Consider the following 18,462-nt stretch of genomic DNA (forward strand, 5'->3'; position numbering starts at 1 on the left):
TTCGTAATAAAAATCATATACTTTGTCATTTATTATTAGCACTCCTGCTCGACGAGTGCTAACCCTTAATTTTTATATATCACAATTAAAATCTTATGTCAATACCTCTTAACTTATCCTACTTGTTCCATTAAATCATCTTTGTTGATTGTCCAGTTATCAATTCACCTTGAAATATCCTAGAACCGCAGTAAAATCTTCCACTTTTTATCTTCCATATAATTTTGCAATCTTCCGTATCTTTTCTGCCAGTTCAGTGGTAAATTCATTTTCTAATAGCCGCCATCTCCAGTTATCCCCAACTGTTGCTGGTGTATTAATTCTCCCTTTGTTACCTAATCCCAAGTAATCTTGCATTGGTATGACTGCTAAATCAGCAACACTTGAAAGCGCTGATCTAATAAACTTCCAATTAATATCTTTTTCACTGGCAATATCTAAATAGTCTATGGCAAACTTTTTGTCCTGAGGGTTAAGGTTTTTATACCACCCTAAAATGGTTTCATTATCATGGGTTCCAGTATAAACTACAGAATTTCTATAATAGTTGTGCGGTAGATAATCACTTTCTTCTCTAGAATCAAAAGCAAATTCTAATACTTTCATTCCTGGATATCCCGTTTTCTTAACAAGCTCTAAAACACTTTCTGTCAAAAATCCTAAATCTTCAGCAATTATGTTCAAACTACCAAGCTTAACTTTTAACTCTTTAAAAATATCATAGCCCGGTCCCTTTTTCCAGACGCCATTTTCTGCTGTAATTTCACCATAGGGTATAGAATAATACTCATCAAAACCTCTAAAGTGATCTATACGAACAACATCATATAGATTGAACGAATGTGCAATCCTTTGAACCCACCAAGTGTAAGAAGTGCTTTTATGCTTATCCCAATCATAAAGGGGATTGCCCCATAACTGTCCTGTTTTTGAAAACGCATCTGGTGGGCACCCTGCAACTGCAATTGGATTCCTATTTTCATCCAGTTGAAATAATTCTGGATGAGACCATGCATCTGCACTATCAAAAGCAACATAAATTGGGATATCTCCAATAATTTTAATACCGCATTTATTAGCATAGTTTTTTAGCTTTAACCATTGCACTGCAAAAATAAATTGTAGAAACTTGTGAAATATAATTTCATCTGAATACCTGTTTCTAAACCTTTCCATTGCATCAGTTTCCCTAATTTTGATATCATTTTCCCACTTACTCCAACTAATACCTAAAAAATGATTTTTAATTGACATATAAAGAGCATAATCATCTAACCAGTAAGAGTTTTTACTCACAAACTCCTGAAATTCTATTCGTTTAATAATATCGCTTCTGACATATGCGGTTTTTAATATCCTAAATCTTGATAAATATATTTTTTCATAGTTTATGTATCTATCATCATCCCCAAAGTCATAGGCATTACATTCTTCCCTAGTTAAATAACCTTCATCTATTAGCGTTCCTAGATCAATAAAATAAGGATTACCAGCAAAAGTAGAAAAGGATTGATATGGTGAATCCCCATATCCTGTAGGACCTAAAGGAAGTATCTGCCAGTAACTCTGCCCTGCCTTTTTTAACTTATCTATAAACTCATACGCATTTTTCGAAAATGATCCTATTCCATACTTTGATGGTAAACTAGCAATTGGTAGTAATATTCCGCTGCTTCTCATTTTGTCCCCCCTTACTACATCAGCATTATAATAATCTAACTTTACAATATTATATTACTTATAAATTTGATTATACTGCATTTTATTCAAATCACACTTAACTTTCTAGTAACAAAAAGGCTAGTCATTTTTATTTGACTAACCTGTTTTAAATTTATTTAATTGGTTTAAGATGACTTTAAATCTAATGAAGGTTCATACCCGACATTGCAGTTATTTTCAAGAATTACATCTATAAATGCCCGAGTAATAACTGGATCAAATTGAGTACCACTGCATCTTTTCAACTCATCAATAGCTTCATCATAAGTTTTTCTTTTATTGTATGGCCTATTAGATGTCATGGCATCAAAACTATCCACAACTGTTAAGACTCTCGCTAGAAAAGGTATCTGTTCCCCTTTAAGATTACTTGGATATCCTTTCCCGTCATACCTTTCATGATGGTGCAGTATAAGCGGGGAAATATCTTTTAGTGATTCAACAGGTTTTATTATTTCTACTCCATTTAACGGATGGCCTTTAAGCATTTCCCATTCTTCGCTAGTTAATGCCATTCTTTTATTTAGAACTTCTTTAGGAATATTTATCTTACCAATATCATGCATATAAGCTCCGTATATAAGTTTTTTCTTATCTTCTTCGTCGAGTCCCAGTTTATTAGCCAGCATTTTGCTGTAAATTACAACTCTTTCAACATGTCCATATGTATATCTGTCTTTTGCATTAATAACACTTATCAAAGTTTTTATGGATGTAACAAGATCTATATGCCTTTCTTCTATATCATTTTTTAATTCATCAAGTATCGAAGTATAACATTCAACCCTGTTTTTATTAAAAAACTTAGCTCGATAAAGAGCATCATCTGCACTTTTAATAAGTTCAACATCACTTTTCGCTTTATCAGGATATATAGAAACTCCCATGGAAACTGTTATTTTACCATTTGGTTGATTTTCTTCTCCCTCAAAGTAAGTCTTTTCTATTTTACGTCTTATGCTTTCTGCAATACTAATTGCATCTTTTTCTAAAGTATTAGGTAATATTATTGAAAACTCTTCTCCCCCATATCTAGCGACAATATCATCTTCTTTTACACTATTTTTCAATATTGTCCCTATACCTTTAAGTACTACATCACCCTTTTGATGTCCATAAAGGTCATTATAATGCTTAAAATAATCTATATCAATGAATATCATAGAAATAGGCATATTTTCCTTTTCATATGATGTAACTTTTTCTCTTAATACATCATGAAAAAATCTATGATTATATACACCAGTGAGTCCATCCTGGTTTACTAACCTTTGAAGTTCCTTAATGTGTTCACTTTCCATCTTTACATAAAACCCAAGAGGCCATGCAGTGAGAATAAACACTCCTGCTAAAATTAAATCATCTTCAAAATACTTATTCACTTCTACCCCTTGTATGCCCACAATATCTATTGTCAATATAATAACGGAAGAAATGACGGCCACTACTAGTCCTTGTTTCATGCCTGCTTGTATAGTAGTAGTTATTATAATAAATAAAAACAGAAATTTATAGCTACTCTCATATCCTCCTGAGATAAGTATTGCAGCACAAAATATTGTAATAAACACTATGTTTTCTACAACTTGTATATGCATATTATATTTCAAATTATTTTTCTTAACAGTTGCAAATATCCATATGATATAAATTAGAGATAACACCATCACCAATATCACATAAGATAAATAACTATAGTAACTCTGTATACTTTCTACCATAGACTTATTATTATTAAAATAGCTCTTTAAAAATGCTATGGATGAAAATAATAATGATGATAACTTTACTACGGATAGTATTTCATATATTCTTTTATGTTTATCAACTTCAAAATTTGACATTATCTACTACCTCAACTTTACTGTAAAAATAATATAATAAGGTGAAAATTTTCACCTTATTATATTATTGACTATTATACTATTCGTCTCTAAGACACTTTGGCTCTTCAGGTTGGTATGTAAACCAAGAGCATGCAGATGTAGCCACAGAAGCAGCAACAATAGTAGTTAGGGTTGCAATTAAAGCTAAAAATTTAGAATTTAGTTTTTTCATATTTTTTCACTTCCTTCCTATATTTAATAGATATTTTAAAAATATATCTATTTTAGCTAATATTAAGTGACCGTATTTTGTAAGAGTAAAGATTTGCCACACTACGCCTCCAACTATACATAGTGAATATACAACAAGTATTGTTCTTTCAATATTAAAATATAGTATCATTATAAATATAACAATTAATAAATAAATGCTTAAAGTGGTAAAAGATCCTTTTCTCATTCGTCTTCTTTTCTCTTCACTCTTAATACGCTTTGATGGATTATCTATAGGAACTAACTTATAAACCATATAATAAGACCATGTAAATACCACTAATTCTACGATTAAAGCTATCTTAAAATTTATCCAGTTATTTACTATAAGGGATATTAACGAAGCTTGTCCAATGCATATAATTACTCCAATAAAAGTACAATTACCTGCCGAACTCGCATGAGCTCCTCCTGAATATTTTCTAAGTATACTTGCTGTAAATAATACTATTAGTGCTTCAAAAGCAACATGAAATATGAAGCCAAATATACCAACAAGAAGTATAGAAAGAAAGGTCTGCAGCAATGCAAACGTTCCATAAGCAATAACTTCTTTTTTATCATTATCCATATTTAATTCTGTTGCAACTTTGTTTGCAATACTATTCGATATTCTTTCCATTTAAATACATTTCAACTCTTTTCTTCTCAATAATCTTATATAGTATATTATAGCAACACATGCAAAGACTATAATGGACGGGATTCCGTATAACGTTTTTAAAACTGGGTCGCTAAATACATAATTTATATCCGTATTAAAAATATACTGTATTATAAGCACATTAATCCCCTCACATATGAACTGTAGAATTATAGTAGTTACAGCTGATCGTATTGATGAAATTAAATCAATTTTGTTTATATTTACAGTAATTATTATAAGTGCAAAAACATTGATTATAGTATGTACACCATAATGAATGGGGAGAAATCTAACCAAATATGTCATAATTCCATATAATATACTTGATATTATATATTTTCTAATATTAATAACCTTTTTTGAAAATGCATATGCAGCAATAATAAATAAAAATGCTTCTGGTAATCCTCTAACGAGAAACTCCATTGGAGTTAATTTCAACATATTTTATTTCTCCTTTAATAATTTCATATATTACTATATATATTAATTATTTTATCTATACTTTAAGTATTATTAGACTTTCAACTTATTGCATATACATAGTTAATATATTCGAGTTGTTTCCTTATTTACCTCTTTTATTAAATTAAAAATAATAATAAAAGCAAAACATCTTATAAATATATCACCAATACTTAAAATACTATAACCAATATCGATTATATCTGATAAAAACTTTAACTTTATCCCCGAATTTCCCAGAACATGCAAGTCATTAACCTTACTAAAGGAATCTTCTTTTACATAGCCTGTCCAATAGGATAATGTAGGAAATACAGGCATACTTCCGTTATTAGCTTTTATAACAATATTATTTAAAGTACTCCCAATAAAAATAAATATACATCCAATTATAGAACTATAGTATTTTTTATATTTTATTATAGGAATTAGATATAAACACAGATAAAGGGATTTTATTATACTTGCATATTTTACAAATCTATAATCTCCAAAAAAAATTGTAGCTTGTAAAAAAATATATATTAGCTCATATATAAATATAGGGTACATAGCCCGAGATTTAAAAAATGGCTTTAAACTGTATCCTTTTATTTTTGCAACTAATAGTGCTACCAATATAACTTCTATCATATTATTAATCTCGCATTCTCTCTGTAAATTTATGTATTATTTATGTACAATTATCCTATAATTGTAGTTATATACTTATTATCTCATATTTCCCTTACTATTCAAGCTTATTATATCAATTTTTTAAATTTTATTCCACTTATTTGTTAAAAAGTCTAATTATTTTTATTAAATAATTTATATTCAATATTAACATAAAAATAATATTGAATGGATATAAAAGTTATAATATAATAAAATACAACTCAGTTAACAATTTATTAACATTTAATTAACTTTTTGTTAATATATAATGCTGTTTTTTCATTATTTATCATCGATAATTAAACATTAAAAAACTTAAATATGATTGGAGGATTTAGAATGATTAAAAAACTTGAAAACGGCGATTTAGAAATTTCTGCACTTGAGATCAAGGATGTTATTGATATAAAATTACTTCAAACCTTCCAAGATAATTTTGCTACTGGCATGAATATAGCAAGTGTTACGGTAGATAAAAACGGACAGCCTGTAACACGTCCGAGTTGCTATACAAGTTTCTGTATGGACTTTACTCACTCCACTAAAATAGGTGATGATAGATGTGCTATATCCCATAAAAAGGCTGGTGAAGAAGCTGCTAGGACAAGGAGACCTTATGTGTTTACCTGCCATGCAGGATTAATAGATTTTGCGGCACCAATACTAGTTAACGGTCATTTAATAGGGACAATTTTAGGCGGCCAAATTTTGACTTCTGCTCCTGTGGAAGATAAATTTAGAAAAACAGCATCTGAAATAGGAGTTGACGCTGATAAATATGTTGCTGCAGCTAAAAAAGTCTATATGACCAATCAGGAAAATGTACAAGCTGCTGCTGAGGTGTTATTTATTATAGCAAATGCTCTTTCAAAGATGGGTTATGAACAACTTAAATTAAGTAATATGTCACAAACCCTTTCAGATAACTTTAGTCAAATCTCTGCTACTATGGAAGAACTTTCTGCAGCTTCATCAAATGTAACAACTAATCAACATAATTTAAGTGATGAAATTGTTAATGTAAAGGAAATCTCCATAGAAATAAACTCAATATTAGATTCAATAAAAATCATAGCAGATAAAACAAAAATGCTGGGATTAAATGCTGCAATAGAAGCTGCAAGAGCAGGTGAAGCTGGAAGAGGTTTTGGGGTAGTTGCTACTGAAATTAGGACTTTATCTCAAAACTCAAAAGAGACTGCTTTGAAAATAATGGATCTTACAAAGAAAATTCAAGATTCTGTTGATAAAACAATAGAAACTTCAAATGAAACACTGCAAACTACCGAACAGCAAACGGCAGCAATCCAAGATATTACTTCAAATTTATTAGAATTGACAAGTTTAGCTGATGAACTAAATACTATGGCAAATCATAAATAATGGAGAGTATACATAAATTTCATTTGAATAAATTTATGTATACTCTTTTAATTCATCATAAAATAATTGCATTATTAATTATCTTCCAAATCACCACTGTCTTCCAGGATCATCTGCCATATTATTAACAGTTCCTCTTGGATATAAAACAGAGTAGTGATCCATTAAAGGATCGTTACTATTCTTTGTAGGTTGTGGAAATACAAATAAAACTTTAAATTCTTCTCCTACTGTGTAACCTATAATTTCTTCGCCATTGTATTTAACATCGTACTCTGGAGTTCCAAAGTCCTTTTTTAACATTGATAAAGATATTTGTTTTAATCTGCTATCAAAAGATCTAGCCTCAAAAATTTGAGAGCCCTTATTAAATCCAAATGCTATGTTGTATTTGGAATAAGTTGCATAATTTCCCTTTGCCTTTGGAACCCAATCTGTTTTATCTGCTCTTCCCCAATTTTTTTCTACATCTTCGATAACATTAGATTTAACTTGAAAATCACAATTAATTATTTTTCCTACCTTTGCTAAATTTTTAATACTGTCAAGTAATATCTTTTGTGAACTATCTTGTTTTATTGGTTTATTGGAGCTATTTTCAGAATTTGTTGTTACACTATTATTTGGAGAAGGTTTATCAATAGCTCCTTCTGATTTAACATCAGTGTTATTTGAGACCTCAGTTTTGTTTGAATCATTATTCTTATTATTGTTTAAAGAACTTTTTATACTTGAACACCCAACTATAAGGGTCAAAAATAGGGCTAAGATGCTCCATGTAATTGACTTTTTACGAAATAACGAATTCATCATAATTCTCCTTTTATTATTTTTACTAGAAAATGCCAAAGGTTGAAAGAATAAAATTTTAAAGGTACTTTAATCCATTTTTCACTCTTTTATCCTCCAAACATAATCTACATTTATAGCCTACAACTGTAGAAGCTACCTTGTCAACATACAACTCAATTTCCAGATAATTTTATTACCATATTATTATAATCTTATACCTTTCATAACTTTATAGTTAATTTCCGTCATTCATTTAATTACTAAATTGTATTATAATAGTTATGTAAGTATATAAAATATATTTTTTAGTTAAGGGGCGATAAAATGAATAAACGCTACATAGGCTTACTAGCCTCATCTCATTTTATAGTGGATATATTTCAAGGGGCACTGCCTGCAATGCTTCCATTTCTAATATCCAATCGTAATTTAAGCTATGCTGCTGCTGCAACCTTGGTATTTGCTGCAAATATAAGTTCTTCAGTAATTCAGCCGTTGTTTGGATTTTATGCTGATAAAATTTCTATTCCTTGGTTAATGCCTATAGGTGTTTTAATGGCAGGAATGGGCGTTGGGCTTGTAGGTGTACTTCCAAGCTATCCACTTATATTAGCTGCAGCTGCTATAAGCGGCATAGGTAATGCTGCTTTTCACCCTGAAGGCACTCGTATAGTAAATAGTATGTCTGGTGAAAAAAAAGGAACAGGGGTAAGTACCTTTGCTGCTGGTGGCAATATGGGATTTGCTGTAGGTCCTATACTTACTACCTCAATTATACTTTTATCAGATTTGAATGGTTCCCTGCTTCTAATTTTGCCTGCTGTAATAGTTTCCCTAATATTATTTGTAAAGAGATCAGACTTGTATAAGTATGAAAATACTAAAACTAATAAAGTATTAAATTCTTCTGAAACAGTTAAAGATGAATGGAATTCATTTCTCCGTCTTGGAGCAGCAATTTCCTGTAGATCAGTTATTTTCTTTGGTCTTAATACCTTCCTTCCACTTTACTGGATAAATGTATTTGGCCAATCTAAAACTGCTGGTAGTGCTGCCTTAACTATACTAATTGTTACTGGTGCTATGAGTACTCTTGTTGCTGGTCGTTTAGCAGATAAATTCGGCTACAAAAGAATAATTGTAATAGGTTATGCATCACTTATACCTCTTTTATTTATCTTTATAAATATTCAAAATGTGAAACTAGCAACTTTAATGCTAATACCCATAGCTATAGGATTATATGCACCTTATAGCCCAATGGTAGTTTACGGACAAAAATATTTACCAAATCATATAGGTTTAGCTTCTGGAGTTACTTTGGGGCTTGCTGTAAGTGTTGGAGGCGTATTTGCTCCTGTACTAGGATGGATTTCTGATAACTACAGCATTCATTCAGCAATTTCTTCTCTTGCAATAATACCTATTATTGCAACAATAATAAGTATTAGTTTACCTATACCTCAAATAGATATAAAGACAAAAAGAGTTAATATTGAATTAACTGATTGATATAAAAACTAAGACTATAGTGCAGTATCCCTGGCTATAGTCTTTTGATAATCTTCTCATTATTTATACAACTTGTTTTTATAATATCCCTCTGAAAGATACAGTGATCCTAAAGGGTTGTGTGCAAGCACTCTATCCTTAACTGCAAAAACAGTTACAGGTGCCTCAGAATATTTTATAAATAAAGAATCGTGTCCTACACATAATCCAAGCATAATATTCAAATCTGTTTTTACATTATTTAAAAAATTAGCCTGTCCTATAGGATTGCACATTGGTTCATAAGTTCCTGGTCTCACTTTTTCACTATCTTTAATTTCCAAAAAATCTTTAGGTATACTTCCATTTTTGCACACTATTGAGTCAACCCCGAATCCATTATGCTTTAATATTTTACATAACATCTTTGCTTCATTACTTAAACCTATGCAAAATGCTACTCCAAGCTTTTTATATTTGCATTTGTTCGCAAAATCCATTATCTCTTCAAGTCTTGTTTTTTTACAGTATCCTTCCGCTTCAACTAATGCAGAATTATATGCTAATTTATAGTTTTCTTCTTGAAGATATAACTTCTTTAGTTTTTCCTGTTCTTCTTTTTCATTACATGGACAATTGCTAGGTAATTTCTGAAGCTCTCCCCTTTTACAGTTATGTTCACTGCACATACCACAAGTATATAACATATTCCCACCTCTATTTTAAAATTGTTTTTTTACTTTTATTCTCCTATTTAATTTAAATAATAAAAATTTAAATTTTAGTTATATATATTAATTATAATATTATATTCAGAAAATTTGCAATAAATACTTAAAGTTCTCCTAAATATCACCACAATCCAACAATTTATATAGTTTTAGTTTATTGACATTAACATTTTTAAATTTTCAATACACTCTTAAATGCCAATCATAAAAATATATCAAAGCTTAAATTTAATTAAAATGAATTTTAAGCTTTGATATATTTAAATCCTTTAGTATTAATTATACGCTAAAAGATATAACTGAATTAAGTAGTTTTTGCGCATATTCATTTTTTGCATTTGCAAGATTATTACTAGAGATACTTTCTACAATTTTTCCCTTATATAAAAATAGAACTTCATCACATAAACTAGCCACCGCCTGTAAATCGTGAGCTATAAATAAATATGTCATATCCAAATCACGCTTTAAATCCCTAAGTAATTCAAGTATTTGCGCTTGTATTGATACATCCAATGAACTTATTGCTTCATCAAGCACCATAAATCTAGGCCTTGTAGAAATAGCTCTAGCAATACACACACGCTGTAATTGTCCTCCACTTAATTCATGTGGATATCTATCCATTAAAGATGCAGATAGTCCTACTCTATCTAAAAGTTCTTTTACTTTTTCTTGAGTTTTATCATTTTTCCCAAGAGCAATAAGTGGTTCAGCTATAACTTCTTTTATTGTAAACCTAGGATTTGCAGAGGATGTATAGTCTTGAAATACTACACTCATTTGTCCCTGATTTTCTTTTATCCATTTTTTCACTGGTTGTCCTTCAATAGTTATACTTCCGCTATTTGCTTTTTCTAGTCCTAATATTAAACGACTAAGAGTACTTTTTCCACTTCCACTCTCTCCTATAAGCCCTACACAATCGCCTTTCTTCACTGAAAAGCTAATACCTTGCAAAACATTTAGTTTATCTTTACCCTTGGTTAATCCAATTTTAGAATAGCTTTTATAAACATCCTTTACTTGCAGCAACATACTTCATCCTCCAAAATCATAGATTTGCGAAATGAATCTGTAAACCTTAATCTAGTATCAATTAAATATTTAGTATATTCATGTTTAGGATTTTTAAAAACTTCACTAGCCTTCCCACATTCTACACATTTTCCGTTCTTCATTACAAGTATATCTTGAGCTAGATGCTGTACAACGCCTAAGTCATGAGATATAAAAATTACTGAGGTGCCTGTCATTTCCTTAAGCCGCTTAAATTCTTCTACTACTTCACGTTGATTAATAGAATCTAATGCTGTTGTAGGCTCATCAGCTATTATAATATCAGGTTTCATAGCCATAGCTAAGGCAATCATACATCTTTGAAGCATACCTCCCGAAAGCTGATGAGGATATTTTCTAATTACCTGTTTAGGCTCATTAATATACATCTTCTCTAAAGCTTCAATAGAAATTTTTTCTGCTTCTTTTTTAGGAAGGTTTATATTTTCACACAAGGTTTCAATCATTTGATATCCAATGGTATAAAGAGGGTCAAAAGCTGACATAGCGTCTTGAAGTATCATGCAAATATTCTTACCCCTTATTTTACGAATAGTATCACTATTTTCCTTTAGTAATTCTATATCCTTAAATTTTGCACTTCCAGTAACTTTTAGCCATGGATTTGTAAGCCCTAATATTGCTTTAGTTGTCATAGATTTACCACTTCCACTTTCCCCTACAATTCCTAAGCAAGTATTACACTTAAGTTCAAAGCTCACATCGCTAACTATTGCTTCATTATTTCTTATATCTTCTATAAAAAGATTTTTAACCTCTAACAAACTCACTATTCAGTCACCCCTTTCATTTTACTATGTTTTTTAGGATCTAAAGCCACTTGCAGACTATCTCCTAAGAAGTTAAATGCTGCAACAACAATAAGTATTGCAATACCAGGTGCTAACATTTGAGTAGGGTGAGTTGTCATAATATTTTTTGCTTCGTTTAGCATCATTCCCCATTCTGGAGTTGGAGCTTGTACACCTAATCCTAAAAATGATAATGCTGAAATATTTAAAATAACCCATCCTGTATCAAGAGTTGCAAGTACTCCAATTTCTCCAACAACTCCAGGTACTAGATGTTTTTTCATAATATGCCATGTACTACATCCAGAGACCTTTGCAAATTTTATGTAATTTTTATCAGTATATTGTATAATAATAGATCTAATCATTCTGGTATACCACGCCCATTTAGCTATAATATTAGCAATTACTACATTAAAAAGTCCTGGCCCAAGTATTCCCACTATTGCAAGTATCATAACTTCGCTTGGGAATGATAACATAATATCACAAATTCTCATAATAACTTCATCTATAAATCCTCGAAAGAAGCCTGAAATCATTCCTAAAATAGTACCTATGCAAATGGTTGTTATCATAGTGACTATTGCTAACATGACCGTTGTACGAATACCATATAACATTCTTGACAATATACATCTTCCTAAATTATCTGTTCCAAATGGATATTTCATGCTCATAGCTGCAAATTTCTGTTTTACATTTACTTCTATAGGATTATTAGGACTAACTACTGGGGCTAAAATACCAGCTATTAATATAACACATAAAATTATAATACAGACTATGGCAAGTTTATCCGATTTAAGTCGTTTCCACACTACCATACTCTATGCCTCCTTTCTCATTCTCGGATCAATTGATGCACTAAATACATCAACTAATAAATTACAAAGAACAAACATCACTGCCATAATAAGTATGTATGCCTGTATAATAGGATAATCTCTATTAAATATAGCTGTTACACATAACCTTCCTATACCAGGCCATGCAAAAATATTTTCTACTATAACTGTTCCCGCTATAAGCTTGGGAATTGACATTCCAAGGGCTGTAATTGAAGATTGAAGTGAATTTTTAAATATATGCTTTATGATTGTACTTTCTTTAAGACCTCTAACTCTTCCGTAAAGTACATAGTTTTCTTGTTTATTTTGTATCATATTATTTCTTATTAATCTTACATAAGTTGAAATATATGCAAGAGATAATGTAACTGCTGGAAGAACAATAGAGCTTACTGTTTCCATTCCACTTGTAGGAAAAAGGTTTAGCTTAACTGAAAAAATCCATATTAAAAGTAATCCCACCCAAAAGCTTGGCATAGCAGTACCTAAAAATACAATTCCCCTTGTTATTTTATCTCCAATGCTACCTTCATAAACAGCACAGAGCACCCCTACTGTTACACTAATTAAAATAGTAATTACTAAAGATACTGATGCTAAAGAAAGAGTAGCTGGAAGTGCCTGTCTAATTTCTCCTATAACTGGTTTATTATTTACATAGCTTTCTCCAAAATCACCTTTCAAACTATCCCCAAGCCATATTGTATATCTTTCAAAAAAAGGTTTATCTAATCCTAATTTATTCCTCATCTGCTGAACTGCTTCATCTGTTGGTGTTACTTCATTTACTCTAAGAGCAACCTCTGCAGGATCACTAGAGCCAAGATTAATTATCACAAATGATAGAAATGAAATTCCTATTAATATAGGTATTATACTCAATATTCTTTTTCTTATATAATTTTTCATTTTATCTCTCCCAAACATTATATAGAATAAAGGCAAATATACAATTTGCCTTTATTAAATCTAATTATTTTTCAAAGTACATCTTTTCAAATGGTATTTCGTATTGAGATGGATTGAAAGTAACTCCTTTTAATCCGTTAACATGTACTACTTTTGTTCTAGAGTAAGTAAGAGGAATATATACACATTGATCATTAATATATGTTAAAACATCTTTATACATTGTCTTACGAGTATCTTCATTTTGTTCAATCATAATAGCTGTAATAGTTTCATCCAACCACTTCTTTTTCTCTATACCTGCTTGCGCTTGGTAATCGCCATGAGCTGGTATACGCCATGAGGATAGGTAAGATTGTGGATCATATGGAGTACCCCAAGAAAGTGAGTATTGAAGATCAAATTCTCCTGATTTCTGACGATCAAGAAAAGCTTGTTTTTCTTCTCCTAAAATTTTAAGACTAATACCTACTGCTTTAAAATCGTTTTGAATATATTCACTAATAGTACGTTCTTGTGCATTGTTAGAGTTAAGTGAAATTGTTACTTCGCATTTTTTACCATTTTTATATCTATATCCGTCACTTTCCATCTTCCATCCTGCTTCTTCTAAAAGACTTTTTGCCTTTTCTATATCATATGAACGTGTTTTTAAATCTACATCGCAATATTTTATTGTTTTAGATAATAATGTGTCAGCAACTGCTTCTGAACCATTTAAAACACCCTCTGCAATAGACTTTTTATCAACTGCATATTGAACTGCTTCTCTAAACTTCACATCCCCAGTAATTTCTTTCTTTGAATTTAAAAGAATTGCTCTAGATGCAACTGGATCACTCATTATAGCAGCATATTTACCATCTTTCTCTAGTTTCTTGAAAGAATCAAGGTCAATCATATCTCCATCAGAACCAAATAAAAGGTCAATTTCTCCTTTTTCTAATCCTAATAATATTGTTTGATGATCAGGCATAACCTTCCATTTTACAGAACTTACTTTTGGTTTTTCTCCCCAATAATTTTTGTTTACTGTAAAGGTTGCATATTGATTAGCTTTATGTTCTGAAAGCACCCATGGACCTGTTCCAATGTATCCATTTACCCCATCTTTTGTAGTTCCATTAATAAAACATTTAGGAGAAATGAATCTAAATGGACGTGTAAGTGCCATTTCTTCAAGAGTTGGATAATATGCATGTTTTAAAACTAACTTATATGTATATTCGTCAACTACTTCATTGCTTTTAATTTCATTTACAAGATCAAGCCATGCATGACGTTCTTTATTTGCAACAATAGCATCCATATTTAATTTAACAACCTTTGCATTAAAAGCTTCTCCATCTGTAAAGCTTACACCTTTTCTTAGATGAAAAGTATACTCACGTCCATCCTTAGATATCTCCCAGCTTTCAGCTAGCCAAGGTTTTACACCGTCCTTAGTATTAATTACTAAGGATTCAAACATCATGTTTTGAGCTGCCATTTCCCCTGAATAAAGATGAGGATTTATGTCTCTAATATCCTTTGTACTTGCATAAACTATTTCATCTTTATTCTTTTTATCCTCACTTTTCTTGGCACTATTTGAGCACCCTACTGCAAAGCACATTACTGATGTAAGTGCAAGTACTATAATTTTTTTAAATTTCATTTTTAACCCTCCAATTTTATACATTTAACATTTGAATATTTTTTAAAATTCAATCTTTTTCTCGTATAAGGTAAATACATAATTAAAAATACTGACCTGCTTAAGCAAAATATTAAAAAGGCTATCCATAGTCCATGATTACCCATACCTATTGTCGATATAAGCAATTTATCTGCTATTAAAAATGCTATTAAGCTAAGTATCATGGAATTACGTATAGGCTTAGTTTCTGTTGCCCCACTAAATATTCCATAGTACACCAATCCCACAGCTGCAAATAACGGAAACCATAATAGATATTTATCAAATATCGATATTAAATTAAGTACTTCTTCTATATTGGTAAACAATGTCATCAAAACACTCTTTCCAAAAAAATACATTGAAGTAAGAATAATTACAAAAATCATAGACCATTGTCCACTTCTCTTAATATTTAAATCAAATAGTTCTTTATCGTCTTTACCAATTGCCTTACCTGCAAACACACTAGATGCATTAGCTAATCCGTCAAAGGCATACGCCATAATATACTGTATTTGAAATAATATGGAATTAGCGGCCAATATATCAGAACCAAGCTCTGCACCCTTTGCAATAAACATGTTCGTAGTAATTAATAAGCATATGGTTCGTATCATAAGATCTGTATTACACTTCATAATACTTTTAAAAGCTTGTTTATCAAATATAACTTCTTTTGTTAGATTCTTAAAACTAAAATTATCACAGTTAATCATTAAAATACAGCCTATGCCAAAACCTATTATTTGAGATATAAGTGTTGCCACTGCAACGCCTGCTACATTATAATTAAATACTTGTACTAATAATAAATCTAGCACTATATTCACTACATTAGTGGTAATCTGCATAAATAATGATTCTTTTAATTTTGCTTGTCCCATTAGCCATCCAAGAATAACATAATTTCCAAGTACCAATGGTGCTCCCCAAATTAAAATAGAAAAATACTTAAGTGCGAGATTTTTTATATCTTCACTGGGTTTAAGTATTGATAATGCAAAATCTCCAATTATGTTCTGAAATAGAATAAATGTAAAACCTAATACAATGGCAATAAACATTGGCCTAATAAATGCAAGCATCCCGTCTTTATCATCATTAGATCCAAGAGCTTGAGCGGAATACGCTGAAGTACTTACTCTTAAAAATCCAAAAATCCAATATATTGTATTAAATATTACTGTCCCTATGGACACACTTCCAATATATGTGGAATTAGACAATCTTCCAACTACAGCAGTATCTACTGCACCTAGTAGAGGCTGCGTAATGGTAGAAATAATAAAAGGAATTGCTAACATTAGATATTCCTTATGAGTTAATTTAGAACTCATATCTCCCTCCTGTTTAAGATTTCTAAGTTTATACTAGCTTCTTCTATAGTCACCTCCTAAACTTAATTTTAACAATGATAATAAAATAACAATATATAGTATTTAAAATTGCAAAATAAAAAGCCTAACTCTCGAGTTAGGCTCCTAATTTACATAATAATAAATCTAATATAAATATATTTATTAGCATGCTAAAGAAACTTTCTCCCTCCCCGAAGAAATTTACTTAAAATAATTTTAGACAGGTTTCCTGACTTAGCTTCAACCTACTCCTTTCCCTTCCCATGACATCTTAGTATCACAGTGGTTAATAAAAGTTTCGTCTGCCTTACAGTAGCAGGGGCTGTAGAGGATTCTCACCTCTTTCCCTATTAATCTTTATTAAGAATCTAAAATTTTATATTTAATTTTTAAATATCTTTAATATTGGAAATATTGTCAAGCATTTGTGTATAAGTATACTCCTTACATCAATACTTTGTCAATGACTTATCAATAATTTGTCGATAATTTTATAAACATTGGAAATTTATTGATACTATGTAATTTTTTACATAGTAGTCTAAAACTCCATCTTCTTAATAATCAACTTCATTTTAAGCTTTTGCCAATATCTCACCTAATCTCTTGCATTTATCTAAGCCTTCATCATCAGGCATATTATTAACAATAAGCCCTTCTACTAAAATTTTTGCACCATATTGCTCCATTCTTTCTTGCCACTCTATCATCCACTCACCATTACCCCACCCATATGAGCCAAATAATATAGTATCCTTACCTTTAACTGCATCTGAAATTGACTCAATAAATGGTTCCATTTCTGCCTCTTCAAGCTGTTCGGCTCCCATGGATGGGCATCCAAAAGCTACTGCGTCTGCTTCTAAAACATCTTCTATTTTTGCTTCACCTACACTAAGCAATCTTACGTTTGTATCTTCTATTTTAGCACCTTCCATAACCGCTGCTGCCATAGACTCTGTATTTCCTGTACCACTCCAATAAATAATTACTACCTTTTTCATATTATTTCCCTCCTTAAAAAATTATTTTATTATATATTAGTTTTGAATTTAAGATATTAATAACAGCTACATTACATCCTCCACCTATTATTAATGAAACTGCAGTTTTGCCATGAAGACCTACTACATTCATGAATCTGTCCACTATATAAGCAGTTCTTGCCATATACCCACTATCTTCAAGTAAAGCTATAAGAAAATGCATAGTAAGTATCATAGGAAAGAATCCAAATACTTCATCAACCATTCCTCCTAAGAATCCATTTCCAAAGGTTATGGAAGCTTGGTAAATAAAAAAACATTATGGCAGCAAAAATAGGTATGCCTAACCATTTGATTGAACTACTTTAACTCTTTTGTTGATTTCAACTTCACTTAAACTTATCAAATTTTACACTCCCATCATATCTTTTTATATTAATTATCAATATGTTTTTATTAAATGATAATGATATTCAATATCATTTATATTATTACTATACTCCTTTTCTTTATACTTGTAAATACCTTTAACTCATTTTATTGTATTAAATTGAAATTTTTTCTTAAAGCCTTATTTGAATCAGGTCTTTAAAATAGAACCATTGTTTACCTTTACTAAGATTTACTGTATAACTATTTCAAATTGCACACAAAAATGCCCTATATCGAACAAATTGTTCAATATAGAGCATCTTCACATATATTTATGCTTTTAAATACCTTAGCTAAATATATTATGTGTTGTGAATTAAGGCCTCCTTAGAAACAAATCTAGGGATAATTATTAAATCATCTCCATTTAGAAGTACCCCATATGTAC

At 30.4% G+C, this 18,462-nt stretch carries 18 protein-coding genes and 1 riboswitch; of the genes, 2 read left to right on the forward strand and 16 right to left on the reverse strand.

Going from position 1 to position 18,462, the window contains the following annotated elements; genetic code table 11:
* Positions 1–207 precede the first annotated feature (207 nt).
* The 6 genes from malQ to JOC70_RS14095 form a co-directional block, all read right to left on the reverse strand.
* On the reverse strand, positions 208–1,728 hold the full coding sequence (gene malQ, locus JOC70_RS14070; protein WP_341534903.1) for a 4-alpha-glucanotransferase: 1,521 nt from the start codon (positions 1,726–1,728) through the stop codon (positions 208–210).
* Between the two features lie 119 nt (positions 1,729–1,847).
* Positions 1,848–3,566: a bifunctional diguanylate cyclase/phosphohydrolase gene (locus JOC70_RS14075; RefSeq protein WP_204599525.1), complete on the reverse strand. Its 1,719-nt coding sequence runs from the start codon at positions 3,564–3,566 to the stop codon at positions 1,848–1,850.
* Positions 3,567–3,645: 79 nt separating this feature from the next.
* Positions 3,646–3,780, reverse strand: coding sequence for a cyclic lactone autoinducer peptide (locus JOC70_RS14080; protein WP_204599526.1), 135 nt, complete (start codon positions 3,778–3,780; stop codon positions 3,646–3,648).
* A 6-nt stretch (positions 3,781–3,786) separates the two neighbouring features.
* Positions 3,787–4,443 (reverse strand): accessory gene regulator ArgB-like protein, encoded by a 657-nt coding sequence (locus tag JOC70_RS14085; RefSeq protein ID WP_204599527.1) that lies wholly within the window; start codon positions 4,441–4,443, stop codon positions 3,787–3,789.
* Positions 4,444–4,911 (reverse strand): hypothetical protein, encoded by a 468-nt coding sequence (locus tag JOC70_RS14090; RefSeq protein WP_204599528.1) that lies wholly within the window; start codon positions 4,909–4,911, stop codon positions 4,444–4,446.
* A 102-nt stretch (positions 4,912–5,013) separates the two neighbouring features.
* Positions 5,014–5,565: a DUF5317 family protein gene (locus JOC70_RS14095; RefSeq protein ID WP_204599529.1), complete on the reverse strand. Its 552-nt coding sequence runs from the start codon at positions 5,563–5,565 to the stop codon at positions 5,014–5,016.
* A gap of 363 nt (positions 5,566–5,928) precedes the next feature.
* On the opposite strand from JOC70_RS14095, the gene JOC70_RS14100 reads away from it, so the two are divergent.
* Positions 5,929–6,972, forward strand: coding sequence for a PocR ligand-binding domain-containing protein (locus JOC70_RS14100; RefSeq protein WP_204599530.1), 1,044 nt, complete (start codon positions 5,929–5,931; stop codon positions 6,970–6,972).
* A gap of 90 nt (positions 6,973–7,062) precedes the next feature.
* Here the strand turns inward: JOC70_RS14100 and JOC70_RS14105 are convergent, their stop codons facing one another.
* On the reverse strand, positions 7,063–7,782 hold the full coding sequence (locus JOC70_RS14105; RefSeq protein ID WP_204599531.1) for a YjgB family protein: 720 nt from the start codon (positions 7,780–7,782) through the stop codon (positions 7,063–7,065).
* A gap of 306 nt (positions 7,783–8,088) precedes the next feature.
* On the opposite strand from JOC70_RS14105, the gene JOC70_RS14110 reads away from it, so the two are divergent.
* Positions 8,089–9,276 (forward strand): MFS transporter, encoded by a 1,188-nt coding sequence (locus JOC70_RS14110; RefSeq protein ID WP_204599532.1) that lies wholly within the window; start codon positions 8,089–8,091, stop codon positions 9,274–9,276.
* A gap of 59 nt (positions 9,277–9,335) precedes the next feature.
* Here JOC70_RS14110 and JOC70_RS14115 read toward each other — a convergent pair whose 3' ends face one another.
* The 9 genes from JOC70_RS14115 to JOC70_RS14155 form a co-directional block, all read right to left on the reverse strand.
* Entirely contained in the window at positions 9,336–9,962 is a 627-nt protein-coding gene (locus JOC70_RS14115; RefSeq protein ID WP_204599533.1) for a DUF1847 domain-containing protein, read from the reverse strand.
* Between the two features lie 303 nt (positions 9,963–10,265).
* Positions 10,266–11,024 (reverse strand): ABC transporter ATP-binding protein, encoded by a 759-nt coding sequence (locus JOC70_RS14120; RefSeq protein ID WP_204599534.1) that lies wholly within the window; start codon positions 11,022–11,024, stop codon positions 10,266–10,268.
* Positions 11,009–11,836, reverse strand: a complete 828-nt coding sequence (gene cntF, locus JOC70_RS14125) for a staphylopine uptake ABC transporter ATP-binding protein CntF (RefSeq protein WP_341534902.1) — start codon at positions 11,834–11,836, stop codon at positions 11,009–11,011. The genes JOC70_RS14120 and cntF overlap by 16 nt, the downstream gene beginning before the upstream one ends.
* The gene (gene opp1C / locus JOC70_RS14130) at positions 11,836–12,684 is read right to left on the reverse strand and encodes a nickel/cobalt ABC transporter permease (protein WP_204599535.1); all 849 of its coding nucleotides are present in this window, start codon (positions 12,682–12,684) and stop codon (positions 11,836–11,838) included. Before opp1C ends, cntF begins: the two co-directional genes overlap by 1 nt.
* A gap of 3 nt (positions 12,685–12,687) precedes the next feature.
* The gene (gene opp1B, locus JOC70_RS14135; protein ID WP_204599536.1) at positions 12,688–13,617 is read right to left on the reverse strand and encodes a nickel/cobalt ABC transporter permease; all 930 of its coding nucleotides are present in this window, start codon (positions 13,615–13,617) and stop codon (positions 12,688–12,690) included.
* Positions 13,618–13,681: 64 nt separating this feature from the next.
* Positions 13,682–15,274 (reverse strand): nickel ABC transporter substrate-binding protein, encoded by a 1,593-nt coding sequence (gene nikA / locus JOC70_RS14140; RefSeq protein WP_204599537.1) that lies wholly within the window; start codon positions 15,272–15,274, stop codon positions 13,682–13,684.
* Positions 15,275–15,276: 2 nt separating this feature from the next.
* Entirely contained in the window at positions 15,277–16,635 is a 1,359-nt protein-coding gene (locus JOC70_RS14145) for an MATE family efflux transporter (RefSeq protein ID WP_204599538.1), read from the reverse strand.
* 223 nt (positions 16,636–16,858) lie between these two features.
* A riboswitch (cobalamin riboswitch) is annotated at positions 16,859–17,043 on the reverse strand.
* Between the two features lie 188 nt (positions 17,044–17,231).
* On the reverse strand, positions 17,232–17,660 hold the full coding sequence (locus tag JOC70_RS14150; protein WP_204599539.1) for a flavodoxin: 429 nt from the start codon (positions 17,658–17,660) through the stop codon (positions 17,232–17,234).
* Positions 17,661–17,673: 13 nt separating this feature from the next.
* Entirely contained in the window at positions 17,674–17,907 is a 234-nt protein-coding gene (locus tag JOC70_RS14155) for a nucleoside recognition domain-containing protein (protein WP_243429141.1), read from the reverse strand.
* Between the last annotated feature and the right edge of the window lie 555 nt (positions 17,908–18,462).

The sequence above is a fragment of the Clostridium pascui genome (genome assembly GCF_016908015.1).
Classification (GTDB): Bacteria; Bacillota; Clostridia; order Clostridiales; family Clostridiaceae; genus Clostridium_AK; species Clostridium_AK pascui.

Coding starts and splice junctions, on each gene's coding strand:
- JOC70_RS14100 (WP_204599530.1), top strand. CDS start 5,929: ATGATTAAAAAACTTGAAAACGGCGATTTAGAAATTTCTGCACTTGAG.
- JOC70_RS14155 (WP_243429141.1), bottom strand. CDS start 17,907: ATGGTTGATGAAGTATTTGGATTCTTTCCTATGATACTTACTATGCAT.
- JOC70_RS14085 (WP_204599527.1), bottom strand. CDS start 4,443: ATGGAAAGAATATCGAATAGTATTGCAAACAAAGTTGCAACAGAATTA.
- JOC70_RS14145 (WP_204599538.1), bottom strand. CDS start 16,635: ATGAGTTCTAAATTAACTCATAAGGAATATCTAATGTTAGCAATTCCT.
- JOC70_RS14095 (WP_204599529.1), bottom strand. CDS start 5,565: ATGATAGAAGTTATATTGGTAGCACTATTAGTTGCAAAAATAAAAGGA.
- JOC70_RS14075 (WP_204599525.1), bottom strand. CDS start 3,566: ATGTCAAATTTTGAAGTTGATAAACATAAAAGAATATATGAAATACTA.
- JOC70_RS14110 (WP_204599532.1), top strand. CDS start 8,089: ATGAATAAACGCTACATAGGCTTACTAGCCTCATCTCATTTTATAGTG.
- opp1B (WP_204599536.1), bottom strand. CDS start 13,617: ATGAAAAATTATATAAGAAAAAGAATATTGAGTATAATACCTATATTA.
- JOC70_RS14120 (WP_204599534.1), bottom strand. CDS start 11,024: ATGTTGCTGCAAGTAAAGGATGTTTATAAAAGCTATTCTAAAATTGGA.
- JOC70_RS14105 (WP_204599531.1), bottom strand. CDS start 7,782: ATGAATTCGTTATTTCGTAAAAAGTCAATTACATGGAGCATCTTAGCC.
- JOC70_RS14080 (WP_204599526.1), bottom strand. CDS start 3,780: ATGAAAAAACTAAATTCTAAATTTTTAGCTTTAATTGCAACCCTAACT.
- nikA (WP_204599537.1), bottom strand. CDS start 15,274: ATGAAATTTAAAAAAATTATAGTACTTGCACTTACATCAGTAATGTGC.
- opp1C (WP_204599535.1), bottom strand. CDS start 12,684: ATGGTAGTGTGGAAACGACTTAAATCGGATAAACTTGCCATAGTCTGT.
- JOC70_RS14090 (WP_204599528.1), bottom strand. CDS start 4,911: ATGTTGAAATTAACTCCAATGGAGTTTCTCGTTAGAGGATTACCAGAA.
- JOC70_RS14150 (WP_204599539.1), bottom strand. CDS start 17,660: ATGAAAAAGGTAGTAATTATTTATTGGAGTGGTACAGGAAATACAGAG.
- JOC70_RS14115 (WP_204599533.1), bottom strand. CDS start 9,962: ATGTTATATACTTGTGGTATGTGCAGTGAACATAACTGTAAAAGGGGA.